This is a genomic window from Brachybacterium equifaecis, from assembly GCF_023509525.1.
Lineage (GTDB): Bacteria > Actinomycetota > Actinomycetes > Actinomycetales > Dermabacteraceae > Brachybacterium > Brachybacterium equifaecis.
In genome coordinates this window covers 71,631-94,015 of the sequence record NZ_JAKNCJ010000003.1, presented here as the reverse complement: position 1 = coordinate 94,015, position 22,385 = coordinate 71,631, and the positions used below count along the sequence as shown (strand labels likewise).

General features: G+C 70.9%; 17 protein-coding genes. 13 read left to right on the top strand and 4 right to left on the bottom strand.

All coding sequences use genetic code 11. The annotated features are described in order from the left end of the window. Positions 1–42: 42 nt before the first annotated feature. The 9 genes from uvrA (at position 43) to secG (ending at position 11,492) form a co-directional block, all read left to right on the top strand. A complete protein-coding gene (gene uvrA / locus Bequi_RS08270) occupies positions 43–2,892 on the top strand; it encodes an excinuclease ABC subunit UvrA (protein WP_249737463.1) in 2,850 nt (949 codons plus the stop codon). 5 nt (positions 2,893–2,897) lie between these two features. Then, positions 2,898–4,793: an excinuclease ABC subunit UvrC gene (gene uvrC / locus Bequi_RS08265; RefSeq protein ID WP_249737462.1), complete on the top strand. Its 1,896-nt coding sequence runs from the start codon at positions 2,898–2,900 to the stop codon at positions 4,791–4,793. Positions 4,794–4,851: 58 nt separating this feature from the next. Further along, positions 4,852–5,763, top strand: coding sequence for an RNase adapter RapZ (gene rapZ, locus Bequi_RS08260; RefSeq protein WP_249737461.1), 912 nt, complete (start codon positions 4,852–4,854; stop codon positions 5,761–5,763). Further along, on the top strand, positions 5,760–6,812 hold the full coding sequence (locus Bequi_RS08255; RefSeq protein WP_249737460.1) for a gluconeogenesis factor YvcK family protein: 1,053 nt from the start codon (positions 5,760–5,762) through the stop codon (positions 6,810–6,812). Before rapZ ends, Bequi_RS08255 begins: the two co-directional genes overlap by 4 nt. A 3-nt stretch (positions 6,813–6,815) precedes the next feature. Then, positions 6,816–7,829 (top strand): DNA-binding protein WhiA, encoded by a 1,014-nt coding sequence (gene whiA, locus Bequi_RS08250; RefSeq protein ID WP_249737459.1) that lies wholly within the window; start codon positions 6,816–6,818, stop codon positions 7,827–7,829. 182 nt (positions 7,830–8,011) lie between these two features. Then, entirely contained in the window at positions 8,012–9,016 is a 1,005-nt protein-coding gene (gene gap, locus Bequi_RS08245) for a type I glyceraldehyde-3-phosphate dehydrogenase (protein WP_249737458.1), read from the top strand. Positions 9,017–9,154: 138 nt separating this feature from the next. Next, a complete protein-coding gene (locus Bequi_RS08240) occupies positions 9,155–10,354 on the top strand; it encodes a phosphoglycerate kinase (protein ID WP_249737612.1) in 1,200 nt (399 codons plus the stop codon). Beyond that, entirely contained in the window at positions 10,351–11,127 is a 777-nt protein-coding gene (gene tpiA / locus Bequi_RS08235) for a triose-phosphate isomerase (protein ID WP_249737457.1), read from the top strand. The genes Bequi_RS08240 and tpiA overlap by 4 nt, the downstream gene beginning before the upstream one ends. A 122-nt stretch (positions 11,128–11,249) precedes the next feature. After that, positions 11,250–11,492, top strand: coding sequence for a preprotein translocase subunit SecG (secG, locus tag Bequi_RS08230; protein ID WP_249737611.1), 243 nt, complete (start codon positions 11,250–11,252; stop codon positions 11,490–11,492). A 118-nt stretch (positions 11,493–11,610) separates the two neighbouring features. Here secG and pgl read toward each other — a convergent pair whose 3' ends face one another. The 4 genes from pgl to tkt form a co-directional block, all read right to left on the bottom strand. Next, a complete protein-coding gene (gene pgl, locus Bequi_RS08225; protein ID WP_249737456.1) occupies positions 11,611–13,359 on the bottom strand; it encodes a 6-phosphogluconolactonase in 1,749 nt (582 codons plus the stop codon). Further along, on the bottom strand, positions 13,356–14,891 hold the full coding sequence (zwf, locus tag Bequi_RS08220) for a glucose-6-phosphate dehydrogenase (RefSeq protein ID WP_249737455.1): 1,536 nt from the start codon (positions 14,889–14,891) through the stop codon (positions 13,356–13,358). Before zwf ends, pgl begins: the two co-directional genes overlap by 4 nt. Positions 14,892–15,006: 115 nt before the next feature. Then, positions 15,007–16,122 (bottom strand): transaldolase, encoded by a 1,116-nt coding sequence (gene tal / locus Bequi_RS08215; RefSeq protein WP_249737454.1) that lies wholly within the window; start codon positions 16,120–16,122, stop codon positions 15,007–15,009. Between the two features lie 91 nt (positions 16,123–16,213). Further along, the gene (tkt, locus tag Bequi_RS08210) at positions 16,214–18,310 is read right to left on the bottom strand and encodes a transketolase (protein ID WP_249737453.1); all 2,097 of its coding nucleotides are present in this window, start codon (positions 18,308–18,310) and stop codon (positions 16,214–16,216) included. Positions 18,311–18,621: 311 nt separating this feature from the next. Here tkt and Bequi_RS08205 point away from each other — a divergent pair, with 311 nt between their 5' ends. Genes Bequi_RS08205 through Bequi_RS08190 form a run of 4 tightly spaced genes read left to right on the top strand, consistent with a single transcriptional unit; the run spans position 18,622 to position 22,384 of the window. Next, complete coding sequence (locus tag Bequi_RS08205; protein WP_347271984.1) at positions 18,622–19,581, top strand: heme o synthase; 960 nt, start codon at positions 18,622–18,624, stop codon at positions 19,579–19,581. Between the two features lie 14 nt (positions 19,582–19,595). Continuing rightward, complete coding sequence (locus tag Bequi_RS08200) at positions 19,596–20,549, top strand: tyrosine recombinase (protein WP_249737452.1); 954 nt, start codon at positions 19,596–19,598, stop codon at positions 20,547–20,549. 48 nt (positions 20,550–20,597) lie between these two features. Continuing rightward, positions 20,598–21,470, top strand: coding sequence for a ParA family protein (locus Bequi_RS08195; protein WP_249737451.1), 873 nt, complete (start codon positions 20,598–20,600; stop codon positions 21,468–21,470). Then, the gene (locus tag Bequi_RS08190) at positions 21,470–22,384 is read left to right on the top strand and encodes a pseudouridine synthase (protein WP_249737450.1); all 915 of its coding nucleotides are present in this window, start codon (positions 21,470–21,472) and stop codon (positions 22,382–22,384) included. Before Bequi_RS08195 ends, Bequi_RS08190 begins: the two co-directional genes overlap by 1 nt. Position 22,385 lies beyond the last annotated feature (1 nt).

Genomic DNA, 22,385 nt, shown 5'->3' with positions numbered 1-22,385 from the left:
ACCGCGCCGCCGTTCGTCCCAGCCCCCTCGTAGGATGGTCCGGTGAGTGAATCCCTGCTGGTCCGTGGTGCGCGCGAGCACAATCTGAAGAACGTCGACATCGAGATCCCCCGCGAGAAGCTGGTGGTGTTCTCGGGGCTCTCGGGCTCCGGCAAGAGCTCCCTGGCCTTCGACACGATCTTCGCGGAAGGGCAGCGGCGGTACGTCGAGTCCCTCTCGGCCTACGCGCGCCAGTTCCTCGGCCAGATGGACAAGCCCAAGGTCGATCTCATCGAGGGGCTGTCGCCGGCCGTCTCGATCGACCAGAAGTCGACCAACCGCAACCCGCGCTCCACGGTCGGCACCATCACCGAGGTCTACGACTACCTGCGCCTGCTCTTCTCCCGCACCGGCGTGCAGCACTGCCCCGTCTGCGGAGAGCGCGTCACGAGCACCTCGGCCGAGCAGATCGTGGACGTCCTCCTCGGGGACGAGCCCGGCACCCGCTTCCAGCTGCTCGCGCCCGTGGTCCGCGGCCGCAAGGGCGAGCACATCGACCTGCTGAGCTCGCTGCGCTCCCAGGGCTACGCTCGCGCCCGCATCGACGGCACCGTCGTGCGGCTCGACGGCGAGATCGCTCTGGATCGCAAGCTCAAGCACACCATCGAGGTGGTCGTGGACCGCCTCGCGGCGAAGCCCGATGCCCGCCGCCGGCTCACGGATTCCGTCGAGACGGCGCTGCGCCTGGCCGAGGGCATCCTGATCGTGGACTATGTCGACCGCGAGGAGGGGAGCGAGTCGCGCGAGCGCCGCTTCTCCGAGAAGCGCTCCTGCCCCAACGACCACCCGCTCGCCGTCGATGACATCGAGCCGCGGTCCTTCTCCTTCAACGCTCCCTACGGCGCGTGCCCGGAGTGCACGGGCCTGGGGATGCGACTCGAGGTCGACCCCGAGCTCGTGATCCCCGACGAGGATCTCAGCCTCGCCGAGGGCGCCATCGCGCCCTGGACGATGGGCCATGCCGACCACCATCAGCAGGCGATGGCGGCGATGGCCGAGGAGCTCCACTTCTCGATGGACACCCCGTTCCGGGCGCTGCCCGAGCGCGCCCGCGAGGCCCTGCTGCACGGCAAGGACTTCTCGGTGCAGGTGCGGTACCGCAACCGCTTCGGCCGCGAGCGCACCTACACCACGGGCTTCGAGGGCGTCATCCACTACCTCCAGCGCCGCCACGACGACACCGAGTCCGACTGGGCCAAGGACCGCTACGAGCAGTTCATGCGCGAAGTGCCCTGCCGCGCCTGCAAGGGGGCTCGACTGCGCCCGGAGATCCTCGCCGTCACGGTGGGCGAGAAGTCGATCGCCGAGGTCTGCGAGCTCTCGATCCGCGACGCCCACGCCTTCCTCGGCACCCTCGAGCTGGGGGAGAAGGAGGCGCAGATCGCCGCAGAGGTGCTGCGCGAGATCCTCGCCCGCCTCGGCTTCCTCCTGGATGTGGGGCTGGACTACCTCACCCTCGCGCGCGCCGCGGGCACCCTCTCCGGCGGCGAGGCCCAGCGCATCCGCCTGGCCACGCAGATCGGCTCGGGGCTCGTGGGCGTGCTCTACGTGCTGGACGAGCCCTCCATCGGCCTGCACCAGCGGGACAACGAGCGGCTCATCACCACCCTCGTGCGCCTGCGCGATCTCGGCAACACCCTGATCGTCGTGGAGCACGACGAGGACACCCTCAACTCCGCCGACTGGATCGTGGACATCGGCCCGCTCGCCGGCGAGCACGGCGGACACGTCGTCCACTCCGGCTCCCTCGAGGACCTCAAGAAGAACCCCGAGAGCCTCACCGGCAAGTACCTCAGCGGCGCCCTGTCCGTGCCGGTGCCCGCCGTGCGGCGCCCCGTGGACCGCGATCGCCGCATCACGGTGACGGGCGCGCGCGAGAACAACCTGAAGAACGTCGAGGCCAGCTTCCCCCTCGGCGTCCTCACCGCCGTCACCGGCGTCTCGGGCTCGGGCAAGTCCACCCTGGTCAACGACATCCTGTACTCGGTGCTCGCCAAGGAGCTGAACGGCGCGCGCACGGTCGCGGGCCGCCACAAGCGCGTCACGGGCCTCGAGCACCTCGACAAGGTCGTGCACGTGGACCAGTCGCCCATCGGCCGCACCCCGCGCTCGAACCCCGCGACCTACACGGGCCTGTGGGACCGGGTGCGCACCCTCTTCGCGCAGACGAGCGAGGCGAAGGTGCGCGGCTACAAGGCCGGCCGCTTCTCCTTCAACGTCAAGGGCGGGCGCTGCGAGGCCTGCTCGGGCGACGGCACCATCAAGATCGAGATGAACTTCCTGCCCGACGTCTACGTCACCTGCGAGGTGTGCCAGGGGGCGCGCTACAACCGCGAGACCCTCGAGGTGCACTTCAAGGGCAAGAACGTCGCCGAAGTGCTCGACATGCCGATCGCCGAGGGCGTGGAGTTCTTCGCCGCGGTCCCGGCCATCCACCGCCAGCTGCAGACCCTCGTGGACGTCGGCCTCGGATACGTGCGCCTCGGGCAGAGCGCCACCACGCTCTCCGGCGGCGAGGCCCAGCGCGTGAAGCTCGCCTCCGAGCTGCACAAGCGCTCCAACGGCCGCACGATCTACGTGCTCGACGAGCCCACCACGGGGCTCCACTTCGAGGACGTCCGCAAGCTCCTCGAGGTGCTCCACAACCTCGTCGACAAGGGCAACACGGTGATCGTCATCGAGCACAACCTCGACGTCATCAAGAGCGCCGACCACGTCATCGATCTCGGCCCCGAGGGCGGCGCAGGCGGCGGCACGATCGTCGCCACCGGCACCCCCGAGGACATCGTCGCGAATCCGGACTCCCACACCGGGCGGTTCCTCGGCCCCGTGCTGGAGAAGGGCCGGGCCTGAGATCGGTGGCTGATCCCTCCTCCTACCGCCCGGCCCCGGGCACGGTCCCGGTCTCCGCGGGGGTGTACCGCTTCCGCGATCCCGACGGCCGGGTGATCTACGTCGGCAAGGCGAAGAACCTGCGCCAGCGCCTGGCGAATTACTTCCAGGATCTCTCGGTGCTCCACGAGCGGACGCGCCGCATGGTCACCACCGCCGCGTCGGTGGAATGGACCGTGGTGCGCACCGAGGTCGAGGCGCTCACGCTCGAGTACACGTGGATCAAGGAGTTCGATCCGCGATTCAACGTCAAGTTCCGCGACGACAAGTCCTACCCCTACCTGGCCCTCACCATGGGGGAGAAGTACCCGCGCGTGCACGTCACCCGCAAGCCCCGCCTGAAGGGCGACCGCTACTTCGGGCCCTATACGCATGTCTGGGCGATCCGCGAGACGCTCGACCTGATGCTGCGGGTGTTCCCCGTGCGCTCCTGCAGCGCAGGGGTGTTCCGGCGCGCCGAGCGCTCCGGCCGGCCCTGCCTCCTGGGATTCATCGGGAAGTGCTCGGCGCCGTGCACCGGCGAGATCACCGCCGAGGAGCACCGCCGCCTCGCGGAGCAGTTCGCGGATTTCATGGCCGGCAACACCGGGACGTACCTGCGCCGCATCGAGGCACGCATGCGCGAAGCGGCAGCCGCCCAGGACTACGAGACCGCCGCGAGCCTGCGCGATGACCTGCAGGCCCTGCAGAAGGTCACCGAGAAGAACTCCGTGGTGCTGTCGGATGCGACCGACGCGGACCTCATCGGTCTCGCGCAGGACGAGCTCGAGGCCTCCGTGCAGGTGTTCCACGTGCGCGGCGGCAGGATCCGCGGTCAGCGCGGCTGGACCGCCGAGATCCTCGACACCTCCGGCCCGTCCGATCTCATCGAGCGCGCGCTCACGGTGCTGTACGCCGAGGGCGCTCCGGCGCCCGCCGAAGTGCTCGTCCCCGTGCTCCCTCCCGATCCGGAGCAGGCGCGGGAGCTCCTCGGCTCGCGCACAGACCTCCGGGTCCCTCGCCGCGGCGAGAAGAAGGAGCTGCTGGAGACCGTCACCGACAACGCGAAGGAGGCCCTGCGCCTGCACCGGCTGCGGCGCGTCGGCGACCTCACCGCCCGCTCGAAGGCCCTCGAGGACCTCGGCGAGGCGCTCGAGCTCGCCGAGCCGCCGCTGCGCATCGAGTGCTTCGACATCTCGCACTCGCAGGGCACGAACGTCGTCGGCTCGATGGTCGTCTTCGAGGACGGCCTGCCGAAGAAGAGCGAGTACCGGCGCTATTCGGTGACCGGCGAGGCCGCGCGCGATGACACCGCCTCGATGCACGACGTCCTCACCCGGCGGCTGAAGCACCATCTCGACCCGCCCGAGAAGACCGCGGAGGAGGCGAGGAGGTTCGCATACCCGCCCTCGCTGATCCTGGTGGACGGCGGACCCCCGCAGGTCGCCGCCGCTCAGCGCGTGCTCGACGAGCTCGGGATCACCGACATCGCCCTCGCCGGCATCGCCAAGCGCCTGGAGGAGATCTGGCTGCCGGGGGAGGAGCACCCCGTGATCCTCCCGCGCACGAGCGAAGCGCTCTTCCTCGTGCAGCGCCTGCGCGACGAGGCCCACCGCTTCGCGATCACCTACCACCGCTCCAAGCGCGGGCGCGCCATGCAGTCGAGCGCCCTGGACGAGGTTCCGGGCCTCGGTCCCGCGCGCAAGAAGGCCCTGCTGGACGCCTTCACCACCGTGGCGAAGGTCCGCGAGGCGGAGCTCGAGGACCTGCAGGCCGTCCCCGGGATCGGCCCCGCGCTCGCTGAGCAGATCCTCACCGCGCTACGATCCGATGCACCCGGTCCCGCCGTGAACATGACCACCGGCGAGATCCTGGACGCCTGATGCACCTGCCCCCGCTGTCCATGACCGCGACACCCGAGCCGAGGGAAGAGACGCACCGATGAGCACCCCTGATCCCGCCGAGACCGGCGCCGCCCAGCCCGCCGTGCACGAGCCCGATGAGCTCGTCATCATCACCGGCCTCGCAGGCGCTGGCCGCGAGACGGCCGCCCATGCGCTCGAGGACCTCGGCTGGTACGTGGTCTTCAACATCGCCCCGCAGCTGATCCCCACCCTCTACGAGCTCCAGCAGCAAACCGAGGGCAGCGCCGCCCGACTCGCGGTGGTCGTGGACCCCCGCTCCGGCCCGTTCTTCTCCGAGCTCTCCGACGTGGTCACGAGGATGCGCGCTGCGGAGCTGCGACCGCGGCTCGTCTTCCTCACGGCGAGCGAGGACACCCTCGTGCGCCGCTTCGACTCCGTGCGCCGCCCCCACCCGCTCCAGGGGGACGAGGGCGTGCTGGAGGGCATCCGACGCGAGCGCGAGGTGCTGGCCCCGTACCGCCGGCTCGCGGACGTCATCATCGACACCTCGGAGCTCAACGTCCACCAGCTCACGATGAAGATGCGCACCACGTTCGGCACTCCCAGCGAGCAGGCGCTCACCGTCAACGTGCTCTCCTTCGGGTTCAAGTACGGCATCCCCATCGAGGCGGATCACGTGAGCGACGTGCGCTTCATCCCGAACCCGTACTGGGTCCCCGAGCTGCGCGACAAGCGCGGGATCGACGAGGACGTCGCCGCCTTCGTGCTGTCCGACGCCAACGGCCGGGAGTTCGCCGAGAAGTACCTCGAGATGATCCGCCCCGTGCTGCGCGGGTACTCCGCCGAGAACAAGCACTTCACCACGCTCGCCATCGGCTGCACGGGCGGGAAGCACCGCTCGGTGGCGATCTCGGAGAAGATCGCGGAGGGGCTGCGCGCCGCCGGGCACTCCGTGCGGGTGCGCCATCGCGATCTGGGGCGCGAATGAGCGTCACCACCCGCCCCGGCAGCCCCCGCCGCGGGCGCGGGCGGGGGCGCGCGGGCTCCTCGCTGCGCGTCGTGGCGCTCGGCGGGGGCCACGGGCTCGCCTCGAACCTGCGCTCCCTGCGCCTGCTCGTCGAGGACATCACCGCGGTGGTGACCGTCGCCGACAACGGCGGCTCCTCCGGCCGCATCCGCGGCGAGCTGCCTGTGCTGCCGCCCGGGGATCTGCGGATGGCGCTCGCGGCGCTGTGCGAGCAGACCGAGTGGGGCACCATCTGGCATGACGTGATCCAGCACCGCTTCGCCACCGACGGCGAGCTCAGCGGCCATGCGCTCGGGAATCTGCTGATCGTCGCGATGTGGCAGATCATGGACGACCCGATCGCGGGGCTCGACCAGGTCGGCGAGCTGCTGGGCGCGCGCGGCCGCGTCCTGCCCATGGCGCTGGAGCCCCTGGACATCGAGGCGACCGTGCGGTTCGAGGACGGCAGCAGCCGCCTGGTGCGCGGGCAGGCACAGGTCGCGACCGCCCCGGGGCGCGTCGAGGAGATGCGCCTGATCCCCGAGGATCCGGCGGTCCCCGCCGAGGTGCTCGAGGCGATCGCCCGCGCGGACTGGGTGATCCTCGGCCCGGGCTCCTGGTACACCTCGGTGCTGCCGCACCTGCGCGTGCCCCAGATCGCGGAGGCCCTGCGCACCACGTCGGCGCGCTGCGCGGTGATCATGAACCTCTCCAGCGGCGCCCACGAGATCGCGGGGATGGGCAGCCGCGATCTGCTGCAGGCGGTCATCGACCAGGCGCCGGGCGTGCGGATCGATGCGCTGATCGCGGATCCGACCGCGCTGCCCGACGCTCTCGACCTCGCGGAGTTCGCCGAGGGGCTGGGGATCCAGGCGCTGCTGCGGCAGGTCAGCGTGGGGGACGGCACGCCCACGCACGATCCGGTGCGCCTCGCGGCCGCTTATCGGGACGTGTTCGAAGGCGCCTACGGGGACGTGGACGACGACAGGCGGCGCTCGGGGGACGCGCCGCGATCCGACGAGAGGAACTGACCGATGGCACTGACCACGGACGCCAAGGAGGAGCTCGCACGGCTGGAGGTGACTCGGCCGTCGGCCCGCAAGGCGGAGGCGGCCGCGATGCTCCGCTTCGCCGGAGGGCTGCACCTGCAGGGCGGGCGGATCGTCATCGAGGCGGAGCTGGACTCTCCTGCGGCGGCGCGCCGCCTGCGCGCGATCATCGCCGACGTCTTCGGGCATCCGAGCGAGATCCTCGTGACGGCGCCCTCCGGGATCCGCCGCAGCACCCTCTACACCGTGCGGGTGCTGGGGGACGGAGGGGTCCTCGCCCGCCAGACCGGACTGCTCGATGCGCGCGGCCGCCCTGTGCGCGGCATGCCCCCGGCCGTCGTCGGCGGCGCCGCGATCGACGCGCGCGCCGCATGGCGCGGCGCGTTCCTCGCGCGCGGCACGCTGACCGAGCCCGGCCGCAGCGCCGCTCTCGAGCTCGGATGCCCGGGGCCCGAGGCGGCCCTCGCGATGGTCGGCGCCGCGCGCCGTCTCGGCGTCGCCTCCAAGGCGCGCGAGGCGCGCGGCGGCGATCGCGTCGTGCTGCGCGACGGCGACGCCATCGCCGCGCTGCTCACCCACATGGGCGCCCACGACACGGTCCTCGTGTGGGAGGAGCGCCGCACGCGGCGGGAGGTCCGGGCGACCGCGCACCGGCTGGCGAACTTCGACGACGCGAACCTGCGCCGCTCCGCGCGGGCTGCGGTCGCGGCCGGGCAGCGGGTCGCGCGCGCCCTGGAGATCCTCGGCGACGACGTCCCCGACCATCTCCAGGAGGCGGGGCGGCTGCGGCTCGAGCACCGCCAGGCGAGCCTGGAGGAGCTCGGGCGCTGCGCGGAGCCCCCGATGACGAAGGACGCGGTGGCCGGCAGGATCCGGCGGCTGCTCGCGATGGCCGACAAGCGCGCCCAGCAGCTCGGGATCCCCGCCACCGACCAGATCCCCGAGCTCGAGGACCGCGATCTGGACCTCGATGCAGCGGAGCACTCCGCGACCGCATGACGAACGGGGACGCCGGGCGCTCCGGGACGGAATACCCTGGGCATGTCAGAGCGCATTGCTAGACTCGACGCAGGTCGTGGACATCGTCTCGGAGCTCTTCCGAACGGCGCCGCGGTCGTCCGAGCGTACGAGGGAGTGCGCGACACTCACCCCGCAGCAGATGCTGCGAAATAGGAGGAACCGTGACTGTCAAGGTTGGAATCAACGGCTTCGGCCGTATCGGCCGCAACTTCCTGCGCGCCGCGCTCGAGCAGCAGGCTGACATCGAGATCGTCGGCGTGAACGACCTGACCGACAACGCCGCTCTCGCGAATCTCATCAAGTACGACTCGATCGGCGGTGTCCTCAAGGAGGACGTCTCCTACGACGAGAACAGCATCACCGTGGGCGGCAAGGTCATCAAGGCCTTCGCCGAGCGCGACCCGAAGAACCTCCCCTGGGGCGAGATCGGCGCGGACGTCGTCATCGAGTCCACCGGCATCTTCACCGACGCCACCAAGGCCGCCGCGCACATCGAGGCCGGCGCGAAGAAGGTCATCATCTCGGCTCCGGCCACCAACGAGGACGCCACCTTCGTCATCGGCGTCAACGAGGGCGACTACGACCCGGAGAAGCACCACATCATCTCCAACGCGTCGTGCACCACGAACTCCCTCGCTCCCTTCGCGAAGGTCCTGAACGACGAGTTCGGCATCGTCAAGGGCCTCATGACCACGGTCCACGCCTACACCTCGGACCAGGTCCTCCAGGACGGCCCCCACAAGGATCCCCGTCGTGCACGCGCCGCCGCGCTGAACATCGTCCCCACCACGACCGGCGCCGCCAAGGCCGTCGCGCTCGTGCTGCCCGAGCTGAAGGGCAAGCTCGACGGCTACTCGCTGCGCGTGCCGGTCCCCACGGGCTCGATCACGGACCTCACCTTCGAGGCGAGCCGCGAGGTCACCGCCGAGGAGATCAACGCCGCGATCAAGAAGGCCGCCGAGGGTCCCCTCAAGGGCATCCTGCGCTACACCGAGGATCCGATCGTCTCGAAGGACATCGAGGGCGACCCGCACTCCTCGATCTTCGACTCGCAGCTCACCAAGGTGAACGGCAACCTGGTCAAGGTCTTCTCCTGGTACGACAACGAGTGGGGCTTCTCCAACCGCCTCGTCGAGCTCACCGCCCTCGTCGGCAAGAGCCTCTGAGCACCTGAGCCCTCTCGTGACGGAGCCCGTCCGGTGCCGACCCCTCCCCGGGGCCGGCATTCGGGCGGGCTCCGCCCGCGTCACCATCCCGCCGCCCAGCGCCTCCCGCAGCGGCCCTCCTCCGAAGGAGCCCACGTGCTGAAGACCATCGACACCCTGGGCGATCTGCGCGGCACGCGCGTGATCGTCCGGGCCGATCTGAATGCGCCCCTCGACGGCACCACCATCACCGATGACGGCCGCATCCGCGCCGCCCTGCCTACGATCACGCAGCTGGCGGACGCCGGCGCGCGCGTCGTGGTCATCTCCCACCTCGGCCGCCCCAAGGGCGCCCCGGAGGAGAAGTACTCCCTGAAGCCGGTCGTCGCGCGCATGTCCGAGCTGCTCGGAGCGGACGTCGCCTTCGCGACCGACACCGTCGGCGCCTCCGCCCAGGAGACCGTCGCCGCTCTGGAGGACGGCCAGGTCGCCATCCTCGAGAACCTGCGCTTCAACGCCGGGGAGACCGCGAAGGACGAGGCCGAGCGCACCGCGTTCGCGAAGGAGCTCGCCGCCCTCGGCGACGCCTTCGTCTCGGACGGCTTCGGCGTCGTGCACCGCAAGCAGGCCTCCGTCTACGAGCTCGCTCAGCTCCTGCCCGCTGCGGCCGGCCAGCTGGTGCGCTCCGAGGTCGAGGCGCTGCGCAAGGTCGTCGAGAACCCCGAGCGCCCCTTCGTCGTCATCCTCGGCGGCGCGAAGGTCTCGGACAAGCTCGGCGTCATCGAGAACCTCCTGACCAAGGCCGATCGCATCATCATCGGCGGCGGCATGGCCTACACCTTCATGAAGGCGAAGGGCTGGGAGGTGGGCATCTCGCTCCTCCAGGCCGACCAGGTCGACACGGTCAAGGGCTACATGGAGCAGGCGGAGAAGAACGGCGTGGAGATCATCCTGCCGGTCGACACCGTCGTGGCGCGCGAGTTCAAGGCCGACGCCGAGGCGACGATCGTCCCCTCCGACGAGATCCCCGCGGACCAGGAGGGCCTGGACATCGGCCCGAAGAGCCGCGAGCTGTTCGCCGAGAAGATCGCCGACGCGAAGACCGTCTTCTGGAACGGCCCGATGGGCGTGTTCGAGTTCGAGGCCTTCGCGGCCGGCACCAAGGCCGTGGCCGAGGCTCTCGCCGAGGCTCCCGGCTACACCGTGATCGGCGGCGGGGACTCCGCGGCCGCCGTTCGCACCCTGGGCTTCGACGAGTCGAAGTTCTCCCACATCTCCACCGGCGGCGGCGCCTCCCTCGAGCTCATCGAGGGCAAGGACCTGCCCGGCATCACCATCCTCGAGGAGGACGCCTCATGACCACCCCCCGCATCCCGCTCATGGCGGGCAACTGGAAGATGAACCTGGACTGGAAGCAGGGCCAGGCTCTCGTCGAGGACCTCGGCGACGCACTGAAGGGCCTGGACTCCTCGAAGGCGGAGGCCGCGATCCTCCCGCCCTTCGTCGACCTCCGCACGGTGCAGACCGTCGTCGACGCCGGCAAGCTGCCGATCTCCTTCGGCGCCCAGGACATCTCCGAGCACGAGGAGGGCGCCTACACCGGCGAGATCTCCGGGCAGATGCTCGCGGCGCTGGGCTGCACCTACGCGGCTGTCGGCCACTCCGAGCGCCGCCAGTACCACGGCGAGACCGAGCAGGTCACGAACGCCAAGGTGAAGGCCGCGCTGAAGAACGGCATCGTCCCGATCCTCTGCGTCGGCGAGGGCCTCGAGGACCGCAAGGCCGGCAAGCAGGTCGCCACCAGCCTCGCGCAGGTCGAGGGCGGGCTCGAGGGCCTCAGCGCCGCCGAGGTCGAGAAGACCGTCATCGCCTACGAGCCCGTCTGGGCGATCGGCACCGGCGAGGTCGCGACCCCCGATGACGCGCAGGAGGTGTGCTCGGCGATCCGCGACTGGATCCGCGCCGCGCACGGCGACTCCGCCGCCGATTCCGTCCGCGTGCTCTACGGCGGTTCGGTGAAGTCCTCGAACGTCGCCGAGCTCATGGAGAAGCCCGACGTGGACGGCGCCCTGGTGGGCGGCGCCTCGCTGAAGGCCGACGAGTTCGCGAAGATCGTCCGCTTCCAGGACTGATCGCTCTGACCGCGGCCGCTGAGGTCGCGCATCCCACGGGCCGGCCCTCGCAGAGGTGTCCGGCCCGTGGCGTATCCTGAAGCGGTCGTCCCATCCCGTCGGAAGGTGCTGTGCTCGTGGATCTGAACCTGCTGAAGATCATCCTGCAGGTGGTGCTCGGTGTCACCAGCATCCTCGTGGTCATGCTGGTGCTGCTGCACCGCGGCCGCGGCGGCGGACTCTCGGACATGTTCGGCGGCGGCGTCTCCGCGACCGCCAGCGCCTCCGGAGTCGCCGAGCGCAACCTCACGCGCCTCACGGTGATCCTCGCTCTTCTCTGGGGCGGCGCCGCCGTCGGCCTCGGAGTGCTGGAGCGGTTCATCTGAGCTCCGGCCTCATCGCCTGACCCTGCCCGCGGGCAGATCGCGCACCGGATCCGCGCACAGAAGAGGAGCCCTCCAGGCGCATCGCCTGGAGGGCTCCTCTTCTGCTGCGTCCGCGGGCTCAGTCCTCGGCGGAGCCCTTCTGGGCATCGCCCAGGTCGCCGGCGGAGGCCGTCTCCAGCTCCGCGGCCGAGGCCTCGTCGAGGTACCAGGTGGTCGACTCCAGACCGCGCACGGACGATGCCGGCACGTTCCACGGATCGATCCCGCCGTGGGCCGCGCGCACGGCGCCGGCCTTCTCCTCACCGGCGGCCAGCAGCACCACGTGGCGCGCGGAGTTCAGCACCGGCCAGCTCATCGAGACGCGCTCCGGCGGGGGCTTCGGCGAATCGTGCACCGCGATGGCGCTGGCGGCGTCGCGTCCCTGATCCGGGTGCTCCGGGAACAGGGAGGCCACGTGGCCGTCCGGGCCCATGCCCAGCAGCAGGGCGTCGAAGAACGCCTGCCCGCGGGTGTGGAACGGCTGGTCGCCGCCGGCGCGGTCGAGCTGCTGCCCGTACCAGGCCGCCGCGTCCTCCAGGGACATCCCGCTCGTGGAGGAGGGGACGCGGTGCACCTTGGCGGGATTCAGGTCCACGGCCTCGAGGAAGGACTCGCGGATCTGCTCGTCGTTGCGATCGGGCGAGCCGTCCTCGACGAAGCGCTCGTCGCCCCACCACACGTGCACGGCGGAGGCATCGACCTGCCGGGCCGAGAAGGCCCGGGGCAGGGCGGCGGCGACGCGCGTGCCGACGGTGCCGCCGGTGACCACGAGGTGCGCCTCGCCGCGCTCGCGGATCGCGGCGGCGAGCAGGGCGGCGATGTCATCGGCCGCGCGCAGGGAGAGCTCCTCCTCCGAGGCGGAGACGACGTCGGCCGGAGCCGGCTTGCCCTCGGCGTACGTCGAGGCGTCCTCGATGCCCGAGAAGGCGTGGGCGAGGGTCTCGCCGTAGACCTCATCGGGATCGAGCCGGCGCAGCTCCTCGGCGAGCAGCTCGTCAAGACCGCGCTCGACCATCGGGATCTTCTGGTCCTCCTGGTCGCCCGAGAGGCGCAGGTCCACGGAGTCCGGAGCGGTGCGGATCAGCTCGATGCGTCCGTCCTCGCGCACGAAGCGCACGCCCACGAGGCCGGGGCCGCGCGCGATCGTGGGCGCCTGGATCTCCGCCTCGACGCCCAGCTCCATGCTCAGCCATGCGGCCATGAGCACGGTCGAAGGATCCTCGGCATCGCCGATCACGACGATCTCGGAGGGCATGGACTGCGGGGGCAGCTCGAAGGCGGAGGCCACGAGGCCGCGCCACCGGGTCAGCCGCGCCCACGAGAGGTCGGAGTCGCCGCTGCCGTAGCCGCGGCGGAGCCGCTTCATGGTGGCGAGGGGCTCCGGGCACGCCATCGCATCGGTGATGCGGCGCTGGGAGATGGAGCCCAGCGTGTCGTGCATGGGGGAGGAGGGCGCGTTCTCCGGCCACCAGGTGACGATGGGGGAGTCCGGCAGGAGCAGCGGGTTGATCAGCGTGTCCAGGCTGGTCATCACCTCTCCGCGAGCGCGCAGGATGATGATCTCCCCGGCGCCCGCGTCCCGGCCCACGCGGATCTCCGCGTCCAGGCCCGTGGGCGCCTCGGTGTCGGCGTCGACCACGATGACGCGGCTGGGGTGCTCATGGCTCGCCTTGACCGCGGCCTGCAGCGGCGCGTCGATGTCCTCGCCGGTGGCGACGATGATCAGCGTGAGCACGCGGCTGAGCGTGCTCACCCCGAAGGTCTCGCGCATCTCGGTCATCTTCTTGTCGATGGCGGATGCGGTGGTGTCGTTCAGCGTGGTGATCATGGTCGCCTCCAGCTGCGCCCGTCGCGGGCCAGCATGTCGTGTGCGGTCTCCGGGCCCCAGGTGCCCGGGCGGTAGGGGGCAGGGGGCATGTTCTCGGCCCAGTACGCGGTGATGGGGTCGAGGATCTCCCAGCTCAGCTCCACCTCGCGCTGGCGGGGGAACAGCGGCGGATCGCCGAGCAGCATGTCCAGGATCAGCCGCTCGTACGCCTCCGGGGACTCCTCGGTGAAGGAGGAGCCGTACTGGAAGTCCATGTTGACGTCGCGGACCTCCATCTGCGTGCCCGGGACCTTCGAGCCGAAGCGCATGGTCACGCCCTCGTCGGGCTGCACGCGGATGACGATCGCGTTCTGGCCGAGGTCCGCGGTGTCCGTGGAGCGGAACGGCAGGAACGGTGCGGGCTTGAACACCACGGCGATCTCGGTGACGCGGCGGCCCAGGCGCTTGCCCGCGCGCAGGTAGAACGGCACGCCCGCCCAGCGGCGCGTGTTCACGTCCAGCCGCATCGCGGCATAGGTCTCGGTGACGGAGTCGGCGGGGATGCCGTCCTCCTGGAGGTAGCCCTTGACCTCCTCGCCGCCCTGCAGTCCGGCGACGTACTGGCCGCGCGCGGTGTGGAGGGAGAGATCCTCCGGGAGCGTGATGGAGGCGAGCACCTTCTCCTTCTCGGCCCGCAGGTCGCGGGCGTCGAAGGAGATCGGCTCCTCCATCGCCGTGAGAGCGAGGAGCTGCAGGAGGTGGTTCTGGATGACGTCGCGCGCCGTGCCGATGCCGTCGTAGTAGCCGGCGCGGGATCCGATGCCGATGTCCTCGGCCATCGTGATCTGCACGTGGTCGACGTAGTTCGCGTTCCACGTGGGCTCGAACAGCTGGTTGGCGAAGCGCAGCGCCAGGATGTTCTGGACCGTCTCCTTGCCGAGGTAGTGGTCGATGCGGAAGACGTCCTCGGGGCGGAACACCTGCTCGACGACCGCGTTGAGCTCCTTCGCGGAGGCGAGGTCGTGGCCGAAGGGCTTCTCGATGACGACGCGGCGCCAGGAGCCGTCGCGCGGGGTGTTGAGCCCGGAGTTCGCGAGCTGGGAGCAGACCTCGGGGAAGGCGTCCGGCGGGATCGAGAGGTAGAAGGCGTGGTTGCCGCCCGTCCCGCGCGTGCGGTCGAGCTCGCTGACGACGTCGGTGAGGGTCTGGAACGCCTCGGGATCGTCGAAGGTGCCGGTCACGAACCGGAGACCGCCGCGCAGCTGCTCGAAGGTCTGCTCGTTGAAGGGGGTGCGGCTGTGCGCCTCGACGCTCTCGCGCACGTAGTCGGCGAAGTCGTCATGGCTCCACTCGCGGCGCCCGTATCCCACGAGGCCGAAGCTCGGCGGGAGCAGCCCGCGGTTGGCGAGATCGTAGATGGCGGGCAGCAGCTTCTTCTTGGCCAGATCGCCGGTGACGCCGAACATCACCATCGAGGCGGGGCCGGCGATCAGCGGCAGTCGCCGATCGCGGGGGTCGCGCAGAGGGTTCTGCGCTGTGGACGAGTCGTTCACTGAGGTCCTTTCAGCAGGATGCGGAACCGGACCGGCCGGTTCCGCGATGCTCTCACGAGGGGAGGCCGGGCGGCGCACCGATCGGTGCGCCGCCCGGCCGGGTTGGAGCGGGGGATCAGGCCTTCGCGGCCTTCGCGACGGCAGCGCCGACGGTCTCGTACAGCTCGCCCCAGGCCTTCTCGAACTTGTCCACGCCCTCGGTCTCGAGGACCTGCCACACGTCATCGAGGTCGACGCCGGCGGCGGCGACCTCCTCGAGGACGGCCTCGGCGCGCTGCGCAGCGTCCGCGTCCAGCGGAGCGGCGAGCTCGGAGTGATCCGCGACGGCCTCGAGGGTCTTCTCGGGCATCGTGTTCACGCTCGGGGAGCCGACGAGGTTGTCGACGTACAGGGTGTCCGAGTACTCGGGGTTCTTCACGCCGGTGGAGGCCCAGAGGGGACGCTGCACGTTCGCGCCCTTCTCCTTCAGCGCGGCGAAGCGCTCCCCGGAGAACTGCTCGAGGTACAGGCCGAAGGCGACCTGGGCGTTCGCCACGCCGGCCTTGCCGCGCAGCGCCAGCGCGTCCCCGCCGAGCTTCTCGAGGCGCGCGTCGATCTCGGAGTCCACGCGGGAGACGAAGAACGAGGCGACCGAGGAGATGGTGGTCAGGTCGTGGCCGTTCTCGACGGCCTTCTCGAGACCGGCGAGGTACGCATCGATGACCTCGCGGTAGCGGTCCACGGAGAAGATCAGCGTGACGTTGACGCTGATCCCGGCGCCGATGACCTCCGTGATCGCGGGGAGGCCCTCGCGAGTGGCGGGGATCTTGATCATGACGTTCTTCCGGTCCACGATCTCGAAGAGGCGGTGGGCCTGGGCGATCGTCTTCTCGGTCTCGTGGGCGAGGCGGGGGTCGACCTCGATCGAGACGCGGCCGTCCTGGCCGTGGGTCTGCTCGAAGATCGGGCGGAAGAGGTCGCAGGCGCTGCGGACGTCGTCGGTGGTGAGCTTCTCCACCACGGCGTCGACGTCGGCACCGGAGCCGGCGAGCTCCGCGATGTCGGCGTCGTAGTCCTCGGCCCCGGAGATCGCGGCCTGGAAGATCGAGGGGTTGGTGGTCACGCCCACGACGTTGGAGGAGTCGATGAGCTCCTGGAGGGTGCCGGAGGTGAGGCGGAGCCGGTTGAGGTCGTCGAGCCAGATGGAGACGCCTGCGTCGGAGAGAGCCTGGGTGCGGGTGTTCTGAGCCATGAGGATGGTCCTTTCGCGTGCGGATTCCGGTGACGTGCGGAGTGGGGCGAGCAGAGCGGGGCGGGGCCTTCTCGGCCCCGCCCCGGTCGGATCAGGCCTTGGCGGCCTCGAGGGATTCCTTCGCCGCGGCGACGACCGCGTCGGCGGAGAATCCGTACTCGGCGAACAGCGTGGCCGCATCGGCGGAGGCGCCGAAGTGCTCGAGGCTCACGGCGCGGCCCGCGGTGCCCAGGTACTTGTACCAGGACTGCGCGATGCCGGCCTCGACGCTCACGCGCGCCCGCACCGAGCTCGGGAGGACGGACTCGCGGTAGGACTCGTCCTGCGCGTCGAACCACTCGACGCACGGCATGGAGACCAGTCGCGCCTTCACGCCCTGCTCGGCGAGGTCCTTCTGCGCCTGCGCGGCGTACTGGACCTCGGAGCCGGTCGCGATGAGGATGACGTCGGGCTCGCCGCCCTCGGCGTCCTTCATCACGTACCCGCCCTTGGCGAGGCCGCTCGCGTCCGCGTACTCGGAGCGGTCGAACGTGGGAACAGCCTGGCGGGTGAGGATCAGGCCGACGGGGCCGTCGCGGTGCTCGAGGGTCGCCTTCCACGCGGCCGAGGTCTCGTTGGCATCAGCGGGGCGCACGATGCTGAGACCCGGGATCGCGCGGTAGGCCGCGAGGTGCTCGACGGGCTGGTGGGTGGGGCCGTCCTCGCCGAGGCCCACGGAGTCGTGGGTCCACACGAAGATGTCCGGCACGCCCATCAGCGACGCGAGGCGCACGGCGCCGCGCATGTAGTCGGCGAACTGGAAGAACGTGCCGCCGTAGGCGCGGGTGAGGCCGTCCACGTTGATGCCCGTGAGGATCGCGCCCATGGCGTGCTCGCGGATGCCGAAGTGGAGGGTGCGGCCGTGCTCGTTGCCCTGGAACTCCTCGGTGGAGCGCTCCGCGGGGATGAACGAGGGCTCGCCCTTCATGGTGGTGTTGTTCGAGCCGGCGAGGTCGGCGGAGCCGCCCCACAGCTCGGGCAGCACCGGCGCGAGCGCGTTCAGCACGGTGCCGGAGGCGGCGCGGGTGGCCACGCCCTTGGCGTCGGCCTCGAAGGCGGGGAGGGCGTCCTCCCAGCCCGCGGGCAGCTCGTGGGAGCGCAGGCGCTCGAGGAGCTTCGCGGCCTCGGGGTTCTCCGACTTCCAGCTCTCGAACTTCTCGTCCCAGGCCTTGCGCGCGGTCTGCGCGCGCTCGGCGAGGGAGCGGGTGTGGGCGAGGACGTCCTCGTCGACCTGGAAGGTGCGCTCCGGGTCGAAGCCGAGCGTGGTCTTGAGCTCGGCGATCGCGGCGTCGCCGAGGGCGGAGCCGTGCGAGTCGTGGCTTCCCTGCTTGGGGGAGGGCCACGCGATGATCGTGCGCAGAGCGATGAAGGACGGCTTGTCGGTCACGCTCTTGGCGGTCTCGATCGCATCCTTGAGGGCGGCGAGGTCCTCGACGTACTCGGTGCCGCCGTTGGTCCAGTCGACCGTCTGCACGTGCCAGCCGAGCGCCTCGTAGCGCGCGGCGGTGTCCTCGGTGAAGGCGATGTCGGTGTGGCCCTCGATCGAGATGTCGTTGTCATCCCAGACGACGATGAGGTTGCCGAGCTTCTGCGTGCCCGCGATCGAGGAGGCCTCGTTGGTCACGCCCTCCTGCATGTCGCCGTCGGAGGCGATCACGTAGGTGTAGTGATCGAAGGGGCTCAGTCCGAGGCCGGCCTCGGGATCGAGCAGGCCGCGCTCGCGCCGCTGCGCCATCGCCATGCCGACGGCGGTCGCGAGACCCTGGCCGAGCGGACCGGTGGTGGTCTCCACGCCCTTGGTGTGGCCCCACTCCGGGTGGCCGGGGGTCTTGGACTCGAAGGTGCGCAGCGCCTCGATGTCCGACATCTCGAGGCCGAAGCCGCCGAGGAAGAGCTGGATGTACTGGGTCAGGCTCGAGTGGCCTGCGGAGAGGACGAAGCGGTCGCGGCCCAGCCAGTCGGTGTCCGCGGGGTCGTGGACCATGACGTCCTGGTAGAGGAGGTAGGCCAGCGGCGCGAGGCTGATGGCGGTGCCGGGGTGCCCGTTCCCGACCTTCTGCACGGCGTCAGCGGCGAGCACGCGAGCGGTGTCGATGGCCCGCTTGTCCAGCTCGGTCCAGCCGTCGATTCCCTTGTACGAATCAGTCACGAAAGCAGTTCCTTCCGACGGGAGCGGCGGTGCTGTGCCGCTCGAAGGTGATGGGCGCGCGGACGAAGGCCGGTAGGCGGTCGTCCCGCATGCGCGCCGACTCCTCCACCTTAGACCGCGCAGGCAGGGAGGGGCATGAGTGTCCTTCGCTTGCCGCGCGCCCCTCACGACGCCGCCGCGCGCGCCCCCAGCTCGCCGCCGCCGCGCACATCACGTCGCGACCGCCGCCCGCTCGGAGGGCACAGGCCGTAGACTCGGCAGGTGCGCGAGCGATCGCCTGTGCACCCCCGGAATCGGAAGGATGGTGGACGGTGACTGCCACGCAGGGAGCCTCCGCCGTCGGCAGCAGCCGGCGAACCCCCTCGCAGCCCGAGCAGTCAGGGGGATTCGGTCGGACGCTGCGCGCGTACGTCGCGCTGACCAAGCCCCGGATCATCGAGCTCCTGCTGATCACCACCATCCCCACGATGTTCCTCGCCGAGGGCGGGTTCCCCTCGCCGTGGCTGATTCTCGCCACGATCATCGGCGGCTACCTCGCCGCCGGCGGCGCGAACGCCCTGAACATGTATCTCGATCGCGACATCGACGCGAAGATGCGCCGCACGCGCAACCGCCCGATCATCACCGGCGAGGTGTCCCCGCGCGCCGCCGTCGTCTTCGGCATCGCGCTGTCGATCGTCTCGGTGGCGTGGCTCGGCCTCCTGGTCAACTGGGCCTCCGCCGCCCTCGCCCTCGGGGCGATCCTGCTGTACGTCGTCTTCTACACGATGATCCTCAAGCGCCGCACCTCCCAGAACATCGTCTGGGGCGGGGTCGCCGGGTGCATGCCCGTGCTGATCGGCTGGTCGGCGGTGACGGGGACGGTCTCCTGGACCGCGTTCCTGCTCTTCCTCGTCATCTTCTTCTGGACGCCCCCGCACTACTGGCCGCTCGCCGAGAAGTTCACGAAGGACTACGAGACCGCCGGAGTGCCGATGCTCCCCGTGGTCTCCTCGCGCACGAACGTCGCGCACCAGATGATCATGCACACCGTGCTCATGATCGCCTGCAGCCTCGCGATCATCCCGCTGGGGCGCACCGGCTGGGTCTACGGCCTCACCGCCGCCGCCGCTGGGGCCTGGTTCCTGTGGCTCGTGATCCGCTACGCGGTGCGCACCCACCGCGGCCTCGAGGGCAAGGCGCTCGGCCCGATGGTCGTCTTCCACGGCTCGATCACCTACCTGACGCTCCTGTTCGTGGCGCTGGCGATCGATCCCTTCGTCCGCTTCTGACGGCGGCCGCCCCGGTGGCACCCCGCCCTGAGGACGCCCGCCGGCTCGAGCAGCACCTGGCTCACCTGCGCATCGAGCGCGGGCTCTCCGCGAACACCCTCGCGGCCTACCGCGGTGATCTGACGCGCTATCTGGAGCACCTCGCGGGCTCGGGAATCGCGCTGACCGCCGTGCGCCCGCACGACATCTCCGCGTGGACGCAGGATCTGCGCACGGGCGCCGACGGGGGAGCGCCGCTCGCGGCCTCGAGCGCGGCGCGGGCCCTCGCGGCCGTGCGGGGGCTCCACGCCTTCCTCGACCAGGAGCGCGAGTCCGCCACCGGCGACCCCGCGCGCCTCGCCCCCACGCCGGCGCGGCCCCGGACCCTGCCGCACCCGATCTCGATCGAGGAGACCGAGCGGCTGATCGAGGCCGCAGGCCGGCCGGGGACAGGGATCCTGCCCGAGGCGCGCGCGCTGCGCGACCGCGCCCTGCTGGAGATCCTGTACGGGCTCGGGGCGCGCATCTCGGAGGCCATCGGACTGGACATCGACGACGTCGACCTCTCCTCCCGCGCGGCCCTGCTGCACGGGAAGGGGGACAAGCAGCGCGTGGTGCCCGTCGGCCGCTTCGCAGCCCAGGCGCTCGAGGCGTACCTGACGCGGGCGCGCCCCGCCCTTGCGGCGCGAGGCCGCGGCACCCCGGCGATCTTCCTCGGGATCCGCGGCACCCGCCTCACCCGCCAGGCGGCCTGGGCGATCGTGCAGAGCGCTGCGAGCGCGGCGGAGATCGAGCGCGAGATCAGCCCGCACACCCTGCGCCACTCCTATGCCACCCACCTCCTCCACGGCGGTGCGGACGTCCGCACCGTGCAGGAGCTGCTCGGCCATGCCTCCGTCACCACGACCCAGCTGTACACGCAGGTCACGGTGGACTCCCTGCGCGAGGCCCATGCAGCGGCGCATCCCCGCGCCCGCCACGGGGCATAGACTGGCCCGCGAGCCGAAGACCCCGAAGAGACGACAGGACTGACCCACGTGAGCGACTCCTCGAAGCTGACCCTCGATCTCGACCTGGGGCCCATCGGGCTTCCGCTCCCGGACTTCCCGGAGCCCCCGGCGCTCGAGAGCCACGGGCCCGCCCGCGTGATCTCGATGGTCAACCAGAAGGGCGGGGTCGGCAAGACCACGAGCGTGATCAGCCTGGGCGCGGCGCTCGCAGAGCTCGGCCGCAAGGTGCTGCTGGTGGATCTCGATCCGCAGGGCGCACTGTCCGCCGGAACCGGGGTGAACCCGTACGAGCTCGACGTCACCGTCTACAACCTCCTGCTGGACCGCTCCCACGACGTCCATGACGTCGTGCAGTCCACCTCCACCGAGAACCTCGACGTGCTCCCGGCCAACATCGACCTGTCGGCCGCGGAGGTGCAGCTGGTCAACGAGGTCGCGCGCGAGATGGCGCTCGCCCGGGTGCTGCGCCCGCTGACGGACGAGTACGACGTCATCATCATCGACTGCCAGCCCTCGCTCGGCCTGCTGACCGTGAACGCCCTCGCCGCGAGCCACGGCGTGATCATCCCGCTCGAGGCCGAGTACTTCGCGCTGCGCGGTGTCGCCCTGCTGGTCGAGACCATCGAGAAGGTGCAGGACCGCATCAACCCGCGGCTCGACATCGACGGCATCCTCATCACCATGTTCGATCCGCGCACCCTCCACGCCCGCGAGGTCAGCCAGCGCGTGGTCGAGGCGTTCCCCGACAAGGTCTTCCGCACCACCATCAACCGCACCGTGAAGTTCCCCGATGCCTCGGTGGCCGCCGAGCCCATCACCTCCTTCGCCCCGGGCAACAAGGGCGCGGAGGCGTACCGCCAGCTCGCGCGCGAGCTCATCGCGCGCGGCGGCGCCGCCTGATGGTGCCGGCACCGCGCTCCAGCTCGGGTGCTTCCGCCTCCCGCTCGTCCTCCGGCCAGCAGGGTCCCGCGAAGCGCCGGCGCAGCGCCTTCACCCCGCCCCGGCAGGTCCGGCTGCGCGACTCCGAGGGGGAGCGTGTGCGCCCGTCTGCCCCCGCGGAGACCGCCGACGGCGGCGCCCCCGCGGAGGGGGAGCGGCTGCAGAAGGTGCTCGCGCGCGCGGGCTTCGGCTCGCGCCGGGCGTGCGAGGCGATCATCGCCCAGGGCCGCGTGAGCGTCGACGGGCGCGTCGCGCAGGAGCAGGGGATCCGCATCGATCCCGCCGTGCAGGTGGTCCATGTCGACGGCCGGCGCCTCCAGCTCGATGACGCGAAGCTCACCGTCGTCCTGCACAAGCCACGGCACGTGGTCAGCGCGATGCACGATCCCGAGGGCCGCCGCGATCTCACCGAGTTCGCCGAGCGCTACCCCTCGCGCCTCTACCACGTGGGCCGCCTCGACTACGAGACCGAGGGGCTGCTGCTCCTGACGAACGACGGCGAGCTCGCGCACCGCCTGACCCATCCGAGCTTCGAGATCGAGAAGACGTACATCTGCCGCTTCGATGCTCCGGGCGCGTTCCCCCGGGTGCTGTTGAAGACCCTGCGCGAGGGCGTCGAGCTGGAGGACGGTCCCGCGCGCGCCGATCGCGCCCGGCTCATCGCGCACGACGGCCGCGAGGCGGTCGTCGAGGTCACGCTGCACGAGGGCCGCAACCGGATCGTGCGGCGCATGTTCACCTCGCAGGGCCACGAGCTCACCTCCCTGATGCGCACCCGCATCGGGCCGGTCCTGCTCGGCGACCTCGGGGCGGGGGAGACCCGCGAGCTGAGCGGGCGCGAGCTCGGCACGCTGATGGCCGAGGTCGGTCTGTGAG